Source organism: Neochlamydia sp. EPS4, from assembly GCF_000813665.1.
In the GTDB taxonomy this organism is placed as follows: domain Bacteria; phylum Chlamydiota; class Chlamydiia; order Chlamydiales; family Parachlamydiaceae; genus Neochlamydia.
In genome coordinates, this window is record NZ_JSDQ01000009.1 from 1 (window position 1) to 15,655 (window position 15,655).

General features: G+C 37.5%; 12 protein-coding genes and 1 pseudogene. 9 read left to right on the forward strand and 4 right to left on the reverse strand.

Going from position 1 to position 15,655, the window contains the following annotated elements:
• A partial coding sequence (locus tag DB42_RS01135) for an IS1634 family transposase (protein ID WP_044881368.1) occupies window positions 1–1,176 on the reverse strand: 1,176 nt, incomplete at its 3' end.
• Between the two features lie 551 nt (window positions 1,177–1,727).
• On the opposite strand from DB42_RS01135, the gene DB42_RS01145 reads away from it, so the two are divergent.
• Window positions 1,728–2,321 (forward strand): hypothetical protein, encoded by a 594-nt coding sequence (locus tag DB42_RS01145; RefSeq protein WP_044881369.1) that lies wholly within the window; start codon window positions 1,728–1,730, stop codon window positions 2,319–2,321.
• 983 nt (window positions 2,322–3,304) lie between these two features.
• Here DB42_RS01145 and DB42_RS01150 read toward each other — a convergent pair.
• From DB42_RS01150 to DB42_RS01160, 3 genes are all read right to left on the reverse strand, one after another.
• Window positions 3,305–6,163 carry an ankyrin repeat domain-containing protein gene (locus tag DB42_RS01150; protein ID WP_044881370.1) on the reverse strand — a complete coding sequence of 953 codons (2,859 nt, stop codon included), beginning with the start codon at window positions 6,161–6,163 and terminating at the stop codon, window positions 3,305–3,307.
• Complete coding sequence (locus DB42_RS01155; RefSeq protein WP_044881371.1) at window positions 6,145–6,510, reverse strand: ankyrin repeat domain-containing protein; 366 nt, start codon at window positions 6,508–6,510, stop codon at window positions 6,145–6,147. The genes DB42_RS01150 and DB42_RS01155 overlap by 19 nt, the downstream gene beginning before the upstream one ends.
• Window positions 6,511–6,639: 129 nt before the next feature.
• Window positions 6,640–8,049: an RtcB family protein gene (locus DB42_RS01160; protein ID WP_044881372.1), complete on the reverse strand. Its 1,410-nt coding sequence runs from the start codon at window positions 8,047–8,049 to the stop codon at window positions 6,640–6,642.
• 789 nt (window positions 8,050–8,838) lie between these two features.
• Here DB42_RS01160 and DB42_RS01165 point away from each other — a divergent pair.
• From DB42_RS01165 to DB42_RS01200, 8 genes and pseudogenes are all read left to right on the forward strand, one after another.
• Window positions 8,839–9,231 (forward strand): type III secretion system chaperone, encoded by a 393-nt coding sequence (locus DB42_RS01165; RefSeq protein WP_039386817.1) that lies wholly within the window; start codon window positions 8,839–8,841, stop codon window positions 9,229–9,231.
• A gap of 44 nt (window positions 9,232–9,275) precedes the next feature.
• Window positions 9,276–11,693: a type III secretion system inner membrane ring subunit SctD gene (gene sctD / locus DB42_RS01170; protein ID WP_044881373.1), complete on the forward strand. Its 2,418-nt coding sequence runs from the start codon at window positions 9,276–9,278 to the stop codon at window positions 11,691–11,693.
• Window positions 11,694–11,814: 121 nt separating this feature from the next.
• Window positions 11,815–12,054 carry a DUF5398 family protein gene (locus tag DB42_RS01175; protein WP_039386812.1) on the forward strand — a complete coding sequence of 80 codons (240 nt, stop codon included), beginning with the start codon at window positions 11,815–11,817 and terminating at the stop codon, window positions 12,052–12,054.
• Between the two features lie 210 nt (window positions 12,055–12,264).
• Entirely contained in the window at window positions 12,265–12,558 is a 294-nt protein-coding gene (locus DB42_RS01180; RefSeq protein WP_039386809.1) for a DUF5407 family protein, read from the forward strand.
• 146 nt (window positions 12,559–12,704) lie between these two features.
• Window positions 12,705–13,154: a M48 family metallopeptidase gene (locus tag DB42_RS01185; RefSeq protein WP_039386806.1), complete on the forward strand. Its 450-nt coding sequence runs from the start codon at window positions 12,705–12,707 to the stop codon at window positions 13,152–13,154.
• A gap of 68 nt (window positions 13,155–13,222) precedes the next feature.
• Window positions 13,223–13,903, forward strand: coding sequence for a hypothetical protein (locus DB42_RS01190; RefSeq protein ID WP_044881374.1), 681 nt, complete (start codon window positions 13,223–13,225; stop codon window positions 13,901–13,903).
• A 99-nt stretch (window positions 13,904–14,002) separates the two neighbouring features.
• The gene (gene fliI / locus DB42_RS01195) at window positions 14,003–15,319 is read left to right on the forward strand and encodes a flagellar protein export ATPase FliI (RefSeq protein WP_044881375.1); all 1,317 of its coding nucleotides are present in this window, start codon (window positions 14,003–14,005) and stop codon (window positions 15,317–15,319) included.
• Between the two features lie 18 nt (window positions 15,320–15,337).
• Window positions 15,338–15,655: pseudogene (locus tag DB42_RS01200) on the forward strand (type III secretion T3S chaperone); the annotation flags it as partial.

Genomic DNA, 15,655 nt, shown 5'->3' on the forward strand with positions numbered 1-15,655 from the left:
TAGTGAGCCTTTTTTAATATTTGTGTACTTCTTATAGGCTCCATTGTTAATCACTTTTTTAATAGAAGTCTCATCCGATGAATTACAAAGCTTCTTTTTGAGTTTTTCAATTACACGCTCTCGGTCTTCTTTATCTTTCCTAGCTCTGCTAGGACTGTAAGTAGCAATAAGCAAAGTGTCTTTATATTGAGGATGTGCCATAGTACGGAAAAGAACTTTTTCTTTTTCTACGATAGCTTCTTGATGGGATAATGGCGAATAAGTCGAAAGATCATTAATTTTTAATTTTTTAGACATAGATTTAAGTTTAGTGGCAATGACAAAATGAAATTCTGCATTCTGAAGTGCTTCTATATTTTGCTTGCTCGCTAGGCCGCGATCACATACAACCGTGACGTTTTTAATCGAGAAGCTGTTTTTTAACTTTTCTAAAACAGGAATCAGTGTTTTTGTTTCGGCTAGATTTCCTTTAAACACTTCATAAGCAATGGGCAGACCGTGTACATCTACCACTAAAGCCAGAACGATCTGAACCATATGATATTTTTGATCTTTGCTAAAACCAAAATCTTTGATCTCATCTTGCACCACACTTTCAAAGTAAAGGGTGGTGACATCAAAAAAGAAACAATCTACAAGCTTTTCAGAAAATTTACATGCGGTGCTAAACGCCTCTTTTTGAATGTCAGCCTCCAGCGATTCCATCGCATCCATCGTTCGATAGATATGCTGCAAGTCAATTCCTTGAAATCCATGCTCTTCTTGCCGTTCATAGGTGCGCATTTTACTACTAGGACAATCAAAACGCTGAACAAGAATCAATTTTACTATTTCTTCTAAAGTAAATGTGTTTTTCCCTTGAGCTTGGTGAATGACCTTTGAAAAACCAGATAATTGCATTAATTCGTTAATAACTATCCCGTACCCATCATAACAGGTTTTTTGATGAATCAAATCTTGCACAGCAATCTTATCGTCGGGTGGAAGCCCTTCTTTTTCAAGCTTTTGAATGAGATGGTCTGCAAGTTTTCGAAGTTTTATGAGGTCTTTTTGGCTTTTTATTACTCCCAAGGATGCAGTAATCTTTTGTTTAACTTTTTTACCTTCACGAATACCTTCAACTATTTGAAGAGTTGGATGCTTAGATTTTTTAGAGGATGTCAATCGTATATACATGTAGAACATTATCCACAAAAATACGTAATTGTAAACCTAAATATTTAGACACAACATTTAAAACAAAAACACATTGATTATCAAAAACTTAAGTTGATTTTAATCTTCCAACTGTCAAAGTCGGGAGCTATCTTATTTATTGAAACGTATGCACGAGGTAATTGGCTTATTTTCATAATAATATGCCTTTATTTTTATTTAGCTTAAATTTCTACTTTATTTGTTAATTCATTTAAAACCAATAGAAAAGCCCTCATTTAGCCCCTTAACAGAAATTGTTCTTCTTATTGAGAATAATTTCTCATAAAGCGCTAAAAGCTGCGATAAAAAGCCTTTGTGAACCCTTAGTAAGTTCCTTGTTGCTGGAAACCCCTTGCGATTATATAAAATTAAATTCCAAAAGTAGATATAAAGAGCTAAGAAACCAGCAAAATTTATTTCATCACCTAATAGTTGAAAAAAGAGCTTTTCTTAACAAACAAGATTTTGATATTGTTAATGAAATTATAAGAATAATGTTTAGACCTTTGGAATAAAGATGAGCATATTGCATGGGTATTAAAAAAATTTTAGAGAGTGTATCTTCATTTGCCGAATTAAAACCCCTAGCCTGTAAGGCGAAAGTCCATGTTTCTTTTTGGGGAACTCGCTATATCACTGTTTTAGGTTACGAGGGTACCTTGCCTATAGATGCATTAGCAGGTAAAGTTTTGGAGTTAGTGAAAAAAAATCCTCATTTTGATGAAACAGAAAGAGAATATGGTAAAGCTATTGTTTATCCTATTGATATGCTTTATAGAAATAGTGATAAAAAGGCAAAGATCCGTAATTGTTTTACAAGATTACTTCTTTTCTTAAGATTACTTCCTATCAAGATAAAACCTCGACGTACTGATATACCATGGCGTTGGCGCGAGTGTGATAGCCCCTGGTATACCTTTGATTATACGGATGGATATTATAAAGTATTTTATTACTATACTCGAAAGCAATATGAAATAGCCTATCGAGAGCCGCTTGGATGGAGCGGTGGTCATAAACACTTAAATGGATTGGATGACAATTATTGGTCGGGAAAAGGGTATAAATATTCTTGGCCCGAAAGTTTAGGGATAGGATTAGAGAAAATAAATGATTCTTTTTAATATATTTAAAATAAAGCTAAACTTATTAAGATAAGCTCAAAATTTTAAATATTATTTTCGTTTGCTTCTAGATAAATTCCAAGGAAAGCTATTTAATTAAAAATTTTTATAGCTTTCCCACAAAACCTCTTGGAAAAAGCTTTAAGGTTCAAGCCTCGTCCCAATTAGCCTATATTCTAGGCTTAACTGTTCTATGTATACTCCCATCTATAAAGATCGCTGTCGTGCAGATGATTTAAAGCATTTTTTGCCCTGAGGCAAATTTTTAGAAGCTTTTTTCTCAAACTACGCTGCATTACATTTATTAAAAATTATTATAATGATCTTAATCTCTTGCAAGTTTTACTATAAGGCCAAATAAGCTAGATAGCCAACAACGCCGCCTTTTTAAATTCCTCTTGAACGGCAAGCTTAACCAAAAGCATCCTTTTATGAAAGCTATCCAAGTTGATTGAATGGAAGCTGTAAGGAGAAATTATTAAGAAAGCTCAAAAACAATAGCGGCAAAACATTGTAGTAGCTTCTGTAGATAAAGGCTTTCGAAGCCCTACGGTTGAAAGCAAAAGCATATTTATTTATGAGCAAAGAAAAGGACTAATACGTTTAAAAAAAACTTATCTACATAACCCTCCCTCTGAAAGATGTCTCTCTAATTAATGAGAGGGATTTTATGAAGGACAGGGTTATATAAGAAGTAGCTCAAAAGCGTATAATCCACTGAACCAAAAACTTAAACTAAAAAGAATCCAAGCGATGAAATTCCCCCCTGTGGTCCACCTAAGGACTGTTTATTGATAGCGTCCTTTCTTATTATTAATTCTCAGCTATTCAAGCTTTTATAATTTTTTTACCTTAGGAAAGGTAAAGGACTTAAGAAGCCGTCAACTTTTTGCTTCTCTAGCCGTTAATGTTTTCCTATAAAGGGCTGATAAAGAGATTATTAGAGAAAAGGATACGGAGCCCTCTATATCCTTTTCTAAGCTTTAGACCATCTTCTTTAAGTCCTTGTAAATTTCAGGTAAGGTATCTTTGATAGCATGTTTACGATGAGCTATGTTCTTACTAGGAGGAAGAATTTTCTCTACTGTGCCTACATAAGCTATATTTTGCTTCACATACCCTCCGCCACTATGATAATAATAGTATTCTTCCCAATAGTGGTTATCCATATAGTACAAAAGGGCTTGAATATTTCCCTTATCTCCTGCATAAAGGTTGATAAGTGAATCAACCATTCCTTTTCTATCTTCCCAGAAAATTTTTACCGCATTATGTAGAGTAGAGGAATCCTTACTTTTTGAGCCCCAATTCTTTTGTCCATACCAATATTTATCCTGCTCATTAAAATTATCGGTCCATAATTTATCAAAGATAGCAGGAAGAGGCCATCCACCGTGAGATTTTGCCTGCGTTACTTTGGCACCCGCTTTTAATAAAAGAAAAATCTTTTCAAAAGTCTCTTGCTTTATATAGGACCAATTTTCGAGAAATATTAAATCTAGCGCCGTGTGGCCATATCTACTTGGATGATCAACAGGCCAACATTGATAACTGATGAGCTCGCGAAGAATTTCAGGTCCTGCAGAATGCGTAGCAAAGTGAATAGGAGTATCTCCCTCTTCGGTAAGAGGTGCCAAGATTTTTCTCTCATATAGTTTATAAAGCTGGGAAGGTTGTTTTAAGATAAAACTTTTCCATATTGCTTGTATAGTCGCCGGTTTTTGTACGATTGCTCCTTGTTCAATCAAATGAAGAATAGTGTCACATAGCTTAGAAGTAGCTTCTCCTTTAACTAAGATGTCTATTGCTGCGAGTTGGTTAGCATTTATTACATTAATATTACTTATTCCCTGAGAGGACAAATACTTCATTACCTCTAAAGCTCGTAAAGCTCGACGCTCAGCAGCCTTATGAAAGATTGTATTTTTTGAAGCATCCATCCTATTCAAGTCTACCCATCCTTGATCATGGATAACTCGCAAGCAATCGTCATTGTAATAAGCAAATCTTAATAATTCATCACTTTCCTCAGCTGTAAAGGTGATAGGGACCTTACTCTTCGATAAAAGCCATTGAAGGGTGGCACAACCACCCGATTTAAAACAATGCCAAATCACCTGGTTGGGCATCTTTTGGAATAATTCAAGGAGATAGGCTTCATCTTTTAAATTTTTAGCTTTCTTCCAGATTAGTTTAAGCTGCTTTGATGAAAGGCCTTGTGCTTCTGCTTGCAGAAGCACTTGAATACAAGAAACTATTTCATCTGGATCACAAGCTTTTTCCTGTACCAGCTGTAAGGGGGTCAGGCCGCTTCTATTAAGAGCATTGACATCCATTTGTTGTTGGATAAAATACTTTAAAACCTCAACATTAATAGCTTTGGCAGCCAGATGTAAGCCACTATTATCTTCTTCATCCTTTAATGTATGATCAAATCCTTCTTTTATTAAAACTTGGACCGCCTCTACTGAGCGGCTACAGGCAACGCTCCATACTTCTTGTAATTGCCAAGATGAAAGGGTGGTAAGTGCACGAGGAGAGGTTTTTAATAAATTGGCTAGCACTGAAGAAGATTGATAGCGCACGGCATATATAATTTTTTGAGGAATAGTGAGCACTGAAGAAGCCTCTTTAATTGCTTCTTCAATCCCCAGCCCTTGAAACTCAGCTTCTTTTAATCGCAGGCTAGCATCCACTATCTTTTCTAGCCAATGTTTAATGAAAAAGTTTCCCTCCTTGCCTAACTTAGGGAGGCTACCAGGTAAAGGAACAACCCCGTATCGATTATTTAAAAGCGCATCAGCCACTGAAAAAAGCTGATGATCAATAGCGATGAGGAAACATTCTTGGTCAGGTTTTGCTCCTATTAAAACTAGATGGCTTACAAAGTCCTGGTCTTTTAATTTTAAAGCTTCCTTAAGCAGTTGAGTAATCTCTTCTTTCTCTATGTGGGCAACAGAATCCATCTTTAAAATTTCTTCTCTTTTAATCTTATAAAGATCATCCGAAGAAATTTTTGAAAACTCATCTTTATCTTTGCCAGCATTTTTTCTAAAGAATCTTCTTAAATCATAGTTTTTACCTTCTAAAACAACTTTAGGCAGCGAATCTCTTGTAGAAGCTGAGTGTATAAAGCTTCCATTATCTAAAAAAAATTTAAGAGTCTCTTCTGCAGCTGCGGATAAGCTATCTTCTTTAGCCAGTTCGTTGCATAGTTTATATAAAGGTGTCTCTCCCCTACTATCATATGTCTGCAAAACTTTCTGTAGCTTTCCCTTCTCTGCATATTTTTGGCTGATGTGCTGGATTAGCTCATAATCACACCAGTTAGCAGCAGCATGAAGCATAAAAGTTTCTTTCTTAAATTTAGCTTTTTCTAATCCCAGCTCAATTAGAACGCGGAGCATAGATGAATCTTTATAATCGAGAGCTCTTTTTAAAAGATTAGGAGTGGACCCGGCATCTCTAAATTCATAATCAAGCGATATAGCAGCTTTTATGCCTTCAATGTCATTCATTTCTATCACAGTTTGAATACGTGTCATCATCGAAGTAGGGCTATTAAATAGACATCCCCAGCGATCTGTGTCTGGATGATCCCATAATTTTTGTAAGTTTGGCTGCTCTATTAAATGCCGTTTAAAAGAGTTATGTTGCCATTTTTTTTCATAGGCGATAAAAAGCCCCGCAATGTCATCTCTACCTATATTAATCGCTATTGTTAAAGGATCATACGTTTCCGTAGGATCAAACTTCCAGGTACGAATGGCATGCACAAGCAAAGTCATAACTCCTAAACGATTAGCTTTTTCTACTAAAATGGCTAAAGGAGTTCTTCCCATAGCATTTTTTTATTTATTCCTGGTGATCCGCGGCAATGCTCAAGCATGCTACGCAAGATGTCTACATCTCCATTGTGACAAGCTAGGTGAATAATGGACTCATTGTCTATATTGACGGGAGGACTAGACAAAACCCAATTCGTCATCTTTTTTAGGAAAAATAAAGTGGCCTCTTTTTGATTGGATCGACAGGCATAAAATAAATGCGAATCGCCAAAACGATAATCAGCATGAGGCTTGTAAGCCCATTTTTTGTCTTTTTTAATATTAAGCTTTACGTGAGGCTGGCTAAATTCTTTTCCCTCAGGTGTCACATAAAAAGGTTTTGATTGAAGAGGAGCTTCCATGTATAGATCCTTAAATGGTAAATTTTTCTCTAAAGTGCACCTTATACAAAAACTCATTTTTTAAGAAAATTATTTATTTTTTAAGGTAAACTTTTTGGCTTTACTTAAAGATTTTATAGATCTTTACCATTACTCGCCTTCTACAATTCCTTGAGGCAATGAAGATAGTGAGCTTAAGCTACCTTCAGCGGCCATGCGTACAATTTTTGGCTGGAATTTTCCTATTACATCAACTAAATCTTTCTGCTCTTTCATGACTGCCTCGATAGGTTTATAAGCCTGAGGTGATTCGTCTAATCCCCCGCCTATTAAATCTATGCCCTGCTTCAATAAAGAATTGAGATGTTGCTCTAAAGAAATCGTTTTTTTTGCTTTAGTGCGCGCCATTTGTCGGCCGCTACCATGTGAAGCAGAGCTTAGTGAATCTAGATTGCCCTTACCTACAACCACATAGCCGGCATCAGCCATAGTTCCTGGAATAATGCCTAAAACACCTTTTCCACTAGGAGTTGAACCTTTACGATGGACGATAGCCTCTTTTTCCTTTCCCTGCACATGAATCTTTTCCCGCCAAGCGAAATTATGGTGATTCTCCACCGTAGCAATGGGAGCTATTCCTACTGCCTCTGCTATTCTTTGGTGAATAACATGGTGATTGGCAGAAGCAAATTGCCCTGCCAGCTGCATCGCCTCCCAATACTCTCTACCTAGATCATGATCTAGAGGTAGCCAAGCTAAATGCTTAACAGAATGGTCCAACTCTCTCAGCTGAGCCATGGCCATCTTAGTATAATAATCAGCTATTTTAAAACCCACTCCTCTTGAACCACTGTGTGAGAGCAACGCCAGGTAAGATCCCGCCGCAAGCTTAAAAGGATTTTCTGTCTCAAAAATTTTTAGCTCACCCCATTCCACGAAATGATTTCCTCCCCCACTCGTACCAATTTGGTAAATAGCCGTTTGCCTTAAAGAACGTGTCAATGGGGAAAGTTCCCAATGGGATTTTTCTAATATTGGATGGTCGATTTTACCTTGGTGAATGCCGGCAGCGCCTGCACCAAATACAGTATTATTTAGCAGAGCTGAATAAAGATTTTTATACTCAACGCTCGTAGGATTTTCTAAAACATCCGCCGGGAGAGGGTAAATGGTCAGCTTCATCCTGCAAGCAATATCGACCCCTACAGCATAGGGAATAACAGAATTTTCTGTAGCCAAGACTCCTCCGATAGGAAGGCCATACCCTAGATGCGCATCAGGCATCAAGGCCCCTGCTAGCGCTACAGGTAGACGAGCAGCTTTATCCATCTGGGCTATCGTCTCTGCTTCAATATAATTCTCTCCCCAAACTTTATAAGGAACCGGTAAAGGGTGTAACAGCAAACTTCTTCTTATAGAGCCAAATTTATCTTCAATCGTTTTTAAGAAGGCAAGAGCTTTTTGTGGGCTCTCTTTCTTGTACAAAGTCCATGCTTTATCTTTCTCGGACGAAGTGAATATCTTTTGATCAAGTAATGCTTGAAATTCTTTCGGGTTCATGCCAGCCTTTTATAATTAAAGGGTTTGAAGAGATGAATATATCCTAGATTAACTAGTAGTTTTACGCCTTATCCTACTTAAACAAACGAGTAAATTGTTTTCCCAGAAGGTTAAGAAAAAAATTAATAATCCCCTAAGCCATAAAAAATTTACAAGCTAGAGCTTTTAAAATTGAGTAAAAGCATCCTCTAAGGTAATAAGAAGTTCATTAAAAAACATCCACATTTTCTTATCAAAAGATGCTTAACTTTTTACTTCTTGAGAGGGGTAAAGAGCAAAAATACATTTAAAAGCACTATAAACCTTTCCCTGTCTAGCTTGTCAAAGAAGTCTATAGATATCAAAAACTAAGTTGCGAATAATCAAGCGGATGAGAGAAGAGCAGCTTACCATTTAACCAAAAGTTATTGAGGGCAACTTATGTCTCTTAAGGAATTTGGAAGGATAATTGCTCATTTTGTAGAAGGCAAGTAACGCTCTATTCCCTGCCCCTCATCTAATAGATCCTTATCTAAAGCATAAAAAAATCCTAGCTTAATTTTTATTATCTCTTTATTTTGCTTACACAAAAGAAACGCTGAAAAGTTAAATTTTTTGGTTTCACCTTTGATGAAAGCAAATGGTCTCCCTCGTTTTAAAGGTTTTACGTAATCTAAGGTTTTACGTAGCCTATTGCTTGTAAGGAACTCATCACAAAATTAAAGGTCATCATTTATTTTTAATCTTTATTTTTGGCATTATTTTTGGTACATAAAATATCAGAGATGATTTAAAAAGGTAGGGATCCATATGGTCGATCTCAAACAATTCTGTAGTCAGCTTTCAAAAGATCTAGGTCTTAATGAAGATTTACTTCAAGAAGAAGCACCAGGGATTTTTAGTCTGCCTATCGAGGAAGAAGTTTCTATTAAGCTAGGGACACTAGCCGAAGGCTTCTCTTTGCAATGCATTTTATGTGAGTGCCCTAAAGAAAATCCTGAAGCCTTTTTGGCTGAAATAATGGATGCGAACTTGTTCGGACAAACAACTAGAAATTGTGTATTAGGCCTAACAGAGGATGGAAATCGATTGACGCTATCGCGTATAATTGATTATAATCTTGATTATAAGAGCTTTAATGAATTTCTTCAAGATTTTTACAATGTAGCTCTATTCTGGCGCGAACAAGCGCTTCACCATTAAAAATAATTCTCAATACGAAGATAAGATATAACAACGGTTAACATATGGTCGCTAAATTAGTTGCAGAAGAGGGTGTTCAAAAAGGTCTTGTACTCTCCTTAGATGAAGGAAACGAATGGGTAATAGGTCGTGATCCAGACGCTTGCCAGCTGCTTATTGAAGATCCTTCTGCTTCATGTAAACATCTACTCTGTCGCCAAACTCCCGAAGGGATTGTAATTCAAGCTTTAAGCCTTACCCATCCCGTGTATGTTAACGAGCAACCTGTCCAAGAGTCCTGGCTACTACACCATGGAGATAGGGTTCAAATAGGAGAGGGGCTTTATCGTTTTTATGCAGAAGGCGACACTCAATGGATCGATGAAGAAAAAAAGACTCTTCTTAACGGGCATGAAGAAATAAATGATTCTGCCCTAGAAAACCTTCCTGAAAATGCAGAGAGTGAAAAAGCTTTGCCTACATTAGAGGACGAGCACTCTTCTCAGCTTTTTGCATCTCAGCCTCCCCTCAGTGAAGCCAAAGAGGCAGAAGTAGAAGAAAATCTTCCCTCCTCCGCACGGGAGCACGAACAGCCACTAAGTAAAGAAGATGAGCAGTCCGAGAAGGATCCTGCAGCTTTTGCTTCTACTCCCTTTAATGAAGAAGAAGACTTTTTCGCTCCTTTAGAGGAAAATAAAGAAAAAGCTTCTGAGCAGGAAAAAAAATTCTCAGAGGAAGAGGAGCCCTCTAAAGATCAATCAGCTGAAGACAAAGATAAAACCGCGTTACCGCTTGCTGATGATAAGGATGCTTCCCCACAAGAATTGGAAAGTGATGATGAGTTCTTAGGAGTCCTACCAGAACAAGAAAGAGAGCAAGAAGCGATAAATGACTTTTTGGCAGAAAGACAAGGTGCTTTGGATACACCTAACAATTCTTACGAAGATGAAAAACAGATAATGAATGATTCCCCGGCCTCACAGCTATTCCAAGAAGCCAGCCACTCTGAAGACCAGCAGAATGAGGAGGATATTTCTATTTTTGAAGAGCCTGTAGAAACGGCTAATTATCCTGAAATTCACTTTGATTTAGCCGAAACAGGCCGTTGGCTAATTAAAGTAGTAGGAGGTCCTAATCATGGAGCCGAGTTTACCCTACAGCCTTCTTGTACTTACATCATTGGAACTGATCCTAATAGTTGTGACATAGTTTTCCATGATACGAGTGTTTCACGCCAACATGCTAAAATTACAGTAACGGAAGAAGATACGATAAGTTTAGAAGACTTAGGAAGTCGCAATGGAACGTTTGTAGATGGAAAGCCTTTAACAGGTAGAGAATCTGTTCCTACTAATACTTTAATTCTTATGGGTACCTCCTCTTTTGTGGTTTACGATCGGGAAGGTGCAATGCAAACAATTATTGCTCCTTTACTCCCTTCAATAGTTAAAACCCTAAAAGAAGAGCCTCAAGAATTGCCTCCCGCCCCTACGGCTGAAACTGAAGCAGCTGTTGAAGAAGTTCCTGTGGCAGCACCTCCTGTAATCGCCCCCCCCCCTAACAAGGTATACCCCCATGAAGCTTTAGGAGCTTTTATTTTAATCGCTATCATTACAGGCTTATTCGTTGTTATTGGAATTGGCACAGCAACTTTATTTAAGAGTAAACCTGTGGTCTCCCAACAAGTTATTAATCCTGAACGTGACCTTACAGAAGCCTTATCAGCTTTTCCGCATGTTAAATACTCTTTTAATCGTAATACAGGACGTCTACTTCTTGTGGGCCACGTTTTATCTGGATCAGATAAAACACAACTTTTATATAACCTCCAAGGCCTTCCCTATCTACGTAGCATTGATGACAGTGGTGTGATTATTGATGAAGGGGTTTGGAGAGAAATTAACCAAATACTTTCACAAAACTCTAATTGGAAAGGCATTTCCATTCATTCACCTACCCCTGGTCATTTTGTCATCTCCGGCTACCTAAAATCTAGAAAGCAAGCCGAGCAGCTGTGGGATTATATTGCCTCTAATTTCCCCTATCTTGATCTGTTGGAAAAGCGCGTGATCGTTGAAGAAGATGCCGTTTCTGCGATAAGTGCGCTTTTACAAAACCAAGGTTTTAAAGATGTATCCTCTCAAATGAATGAAGGAGAGGTTATTCTTTCAGGTCATATTCCTGCCGGAAAAATGAATGATTACAACCAAACCCTCGTTAATATTAAAGAAATCCCAGGTGTACGCACGATTAAAAATTTTGTTGCCGAGCTAGCACCTGAGCAATCGATGATCAATATCACCGATAGATATGAAATTACAGGCGTCTCGCACCAAGGTGATGTGAACACCAATGTGGTAATTAATGGCCGCATACTTACGCGAGGAGATGTTTTAGATGGAATGACAATAATAAGTATTAAGCCTACCGCTGTTTTCTTAGAGAAAGAGGGAGTCAAGTATCGTATTGAGTATAATCGCTAAAGAGAGCAAAAAAAAAGTAATACTTCTCTTTCTTGCAATTATTTCCTATTCCATATTATAATAAACTTAAGGGTGGTGAAATCCCTCTATTAATGCTAGTAGTGCGTAAATGAGGTAATAAATGTTTGGTCTTGAGAAGCAGAAAAAGAAAAAAGGCGAAGAATTTACTTTTGAGCTAGAAAAAGAATTAAAAGCTTTTAATAGCCATCAAGATTATAAAAAGAAAGTTGAAGAGAGAATACAAGATATTAGAAGTTTATTAAGAAAAGGTGAAAATAAAGACGAATTTGATAAATTGGGAGTACTTTTGCACGGGTACACCTCTTTATTAAAGGTTATGTCCAGGCTCTCGCCTAAGTGAGCTAAATTAAGCGCTCTGCTGGGCGGCAATTTTTAAAATGGAAGATAGAGGAGCGATTCTCTAGAAGATTGAGGTCCAGCCGAACGCTTAACAACATGTATGAAGTGAGAAGTGATTCAGAAAGAAGATGAATGCTCATCTTCAGGAAATGAAATTTCCAGTATGAATCTCTGGCACGCTTATACTCCTAAATTAACAGGAGGATAAAATATGTCTTCAAATAGTAATCAATCATTTCCTTCAGCTCCTACTAGCTATAGCGGAGCTAATCGCCAGTCGGGATTTGAGGTACAATCGCTTATTGGTATCATTAACAATGCGGTATCTAGCGCTAAAGCTAAACTACTGCAAATTCAAAATAATAGAAGCTCTATTAGTATTGGAGATATGTTTGAAATGCAAATGCTGATGAATCACCTTTCTCAGTTATCAGAAATGACTACTGATATTGTAAGTGCCTCTAATACGGCGATTTCATCAATGGCACGTAATATTAAATCATAAGCTTAAAAAAAGACTGGATCAAAGTCTGTGGGAAACAGGAATGCTTATAAAGAGCAAAAGGCAAGATAACCTTTGATCCAGGCTAAGCCTAAAAGTTAAGTATCTGCGGTTAGCATGGAACGATGAAAAAAAAGGATAGCAGTAGCATGACAAAAGAAATGGTTGAGGATTTCAAAGAAGATTTTTCTCTCTTCATTGAAGCAGGCTTTATAGCAGTGAAACAGCTTGATGAGATAAGTGCTTCACGTATCTTCCAAGCTGCACAAACCCTCAATCCTGAAAGCACAGCCCCTCAAATTGGCCTAGGCTATATAGCTCTTAATAAATTGGAAGTTAAGCAAGCTACAAAAATTTTTGAGGAAGTGGTTCAAAAAGAGCCCGAAAATTATTTAGCACAGACTTTTTTGGGTATAAGCTTCCTATTAACGAAGCCTAAACGTAAAAAAGGGGAAAAGCTTATTCAAGAAGCTATGGATAAAAGCAATGACCCAACAGTTAAAAACTTGGGATTCCTTTCGTTGCAATGGGCACAAAAAGATTTAAATGATTTAAAATCACACTTTTTTAATCATGAAAAAGGTGAAGTAAAAAAATAAAAGTAGAGTAGCTTAACAGTCTTAATAATTAGTTAATCTAATGAAATTAAGATAGGAAGTTAAATATTATGACACTAGATAAAATAGACGAAATAAAAAAGATAGGCAGTTCGAAGCTTAATGCAAACGCAGAAGCAGAAGGGCTTGTTAATAAAGATCACTTTGAATCTTTGATGCTACAGCAAGAGCAACAGCAAAAGCAGCAAAAAGAAGCCATGACTGTTGAAAAAATTGAGTCGACCAATACTAAGCCTACCTTAATGGAGCAAGTGGCCGAGCTTAATAAAAAAGTGGATCAAGTTAAAAAAGTACAGCCTGTAGATATTGTAGCCCAAGCTCAAGATGTCATGTCACGCATGTCTCAAATTCAAGACCAGCTTGCTCTTCCTGGCCAGGCTATTAAACCAGCTTTCCGTAATCTTTTAAAAAACAAGCTTACCCATATTAACGATAACTTGCGGATAGCTCTTTCTGCTGCCGGGGTAGAAAATGTTCCCCCTGCTCCCCAAGCCATCTCTCCCAATCCCATCGACCGCTTTTTAGGCTTCCTTACCGATGGACAAGCACAATTAAAATCGATTACTAAAGAAGTTCAATACATGCATTTAAATAAAAATAATATAAATGCTGCAGCCATGCTAGCCGTACAAATTAAAGTAGGCTTTATTCAACAAGAACTAGAATTTTTTAGTAGCGTATTGAATAAAGCCCTAGAATCTACCAAAACAATTATGAACGTCCAAGTCTAGTTTCAAGAAGATGCTTGCAAGTTGATTTGAATCATTAATAAAAGACTACTATTGCCATCACTTTAAGCATATTGAGAAGATTAAGGAGCACTATTAATAATGAGCTTGGATGATAGATTTGATAAACTCTTAGGAAGTATTGATGAGCTAGAGTTGACTACCGTCAATGGACGCATCACAGAAATAGTAGGAATGCTTATCAAAGCTATTGTTCCTAACGTAAAAATTGGAGAAGTTTGTCTTGTCAAACGTGAGGGGGAGCCATTACGCACAGAAGTAGTAGGTTTTACCCGTGAGGAGGTTCTTCTTTCCCCGCTAGGAGAAATGAAAGGGATAGGACCTTCTTCAGAAGTTATCCCCACTCATATGCCTCTCCATATTAAGGTAGGCCCTAATCTCTTAGGACGTGTCCTGAATGGGCTAGGAGAGCCCCTAGATGTAGAAACTAAAGGCCCTTTAGAAGTAGATGAGATTTATCCAGTTCTTCAAGCTCCGCCAGATCCCGTTAAAAGAAAAAGAATTGAATCTCCTTTATCTGTTGGAGTGCGGGCAATAGACGGAGTTTTAACTACCGGCTTAGGACAAAGGGTAGGAATTTTTGCAGCTGCCGGTGGAGGTAAATCTACCTTACTAGGTATGATTGCTCGTAATGCACGTGCGGATGTTAACGTAATCAGCCTCATTGGGGAGAGGGGACGTGAACTACGCGATTTTATCGAAAAAGATTTAGGACCCGAAGGTTTAGCGCGCTCTGTGTTGGTCGTATCCACTTCTGATCAAGCCTCTCAGCTACGGCTCAATGCTGCCTATGTGGGAACAGCTATCGCCGAATACTTTAGAGATCAAGGTAAGTCGGTAATTTTAATGATGGACTCTGTGACTCGCTTTGCGCGTGCCTTGCGTGAAGTGGGTTTAGCTGCTGGAGAACCACCTGCCCGTGCCGGTTACACCCCCTCTGTTTTCTCCACGCTGCCTAAGCTATTAGAACGTGCTGGCAACTCAGATAAAGGCTCTATTACCGCCTTCTATACTATTTTGGTAGCAGGTGATGATATGAATGAGCCCGTAGCCGATGAAGTGCGCTCTATTTTAGATGGTCACTTAATTTTATCTGCCGATCTGGCGCGTCAATATCACTATCCTGCCATCGATGTACTTTCTTCTGCCAGCCGGGTGATTATGTCGATTGTTCCTAAAGATCATTTACAATTGGTGGGTAAATTAAAAGAAGTATTAGCTAACTACAAAAAAAATGAGCTCTTAATTAAAATTGGTGAATATAAACGAGGAGCTGATAAAGCAGGCGACTTTGCCATCGATTATATTGATAAAGTTAATAGGTTTTTAAAACAAGGCGTGGAAGAAAAATGCTCTTTTGAAGAGACCTATCAATTGCTAAAAAATCTTTTCAAATGATAAGGGCTATGAGTTTTCATGAATAGTATAATATATCCTTTGAAGCAGGTCTTAGATATCAAGCGAAGACGTGTAGAAGATGCTGAAAAAGTTTTAAAAGAGAAAAAAGAGTTATTAACAAAGGAAGAGGAAAAGTTAAAAAATGTAGAAGCTGTAAGAGACAAGGTTTTGGCACATCAACAAGACAAATTGCAGCAATTACGTATTGAAAGCAGCCACCTTACAACTAGTCCTAAAGTTCAGCAAATGAAAATTTATCTGAAAGTAGTAGCAGAAAAATTACAGATAGAAGAAAAAAAAGTTAAGGATCAAAAAGATCAAGTTAAAATGGCTCAA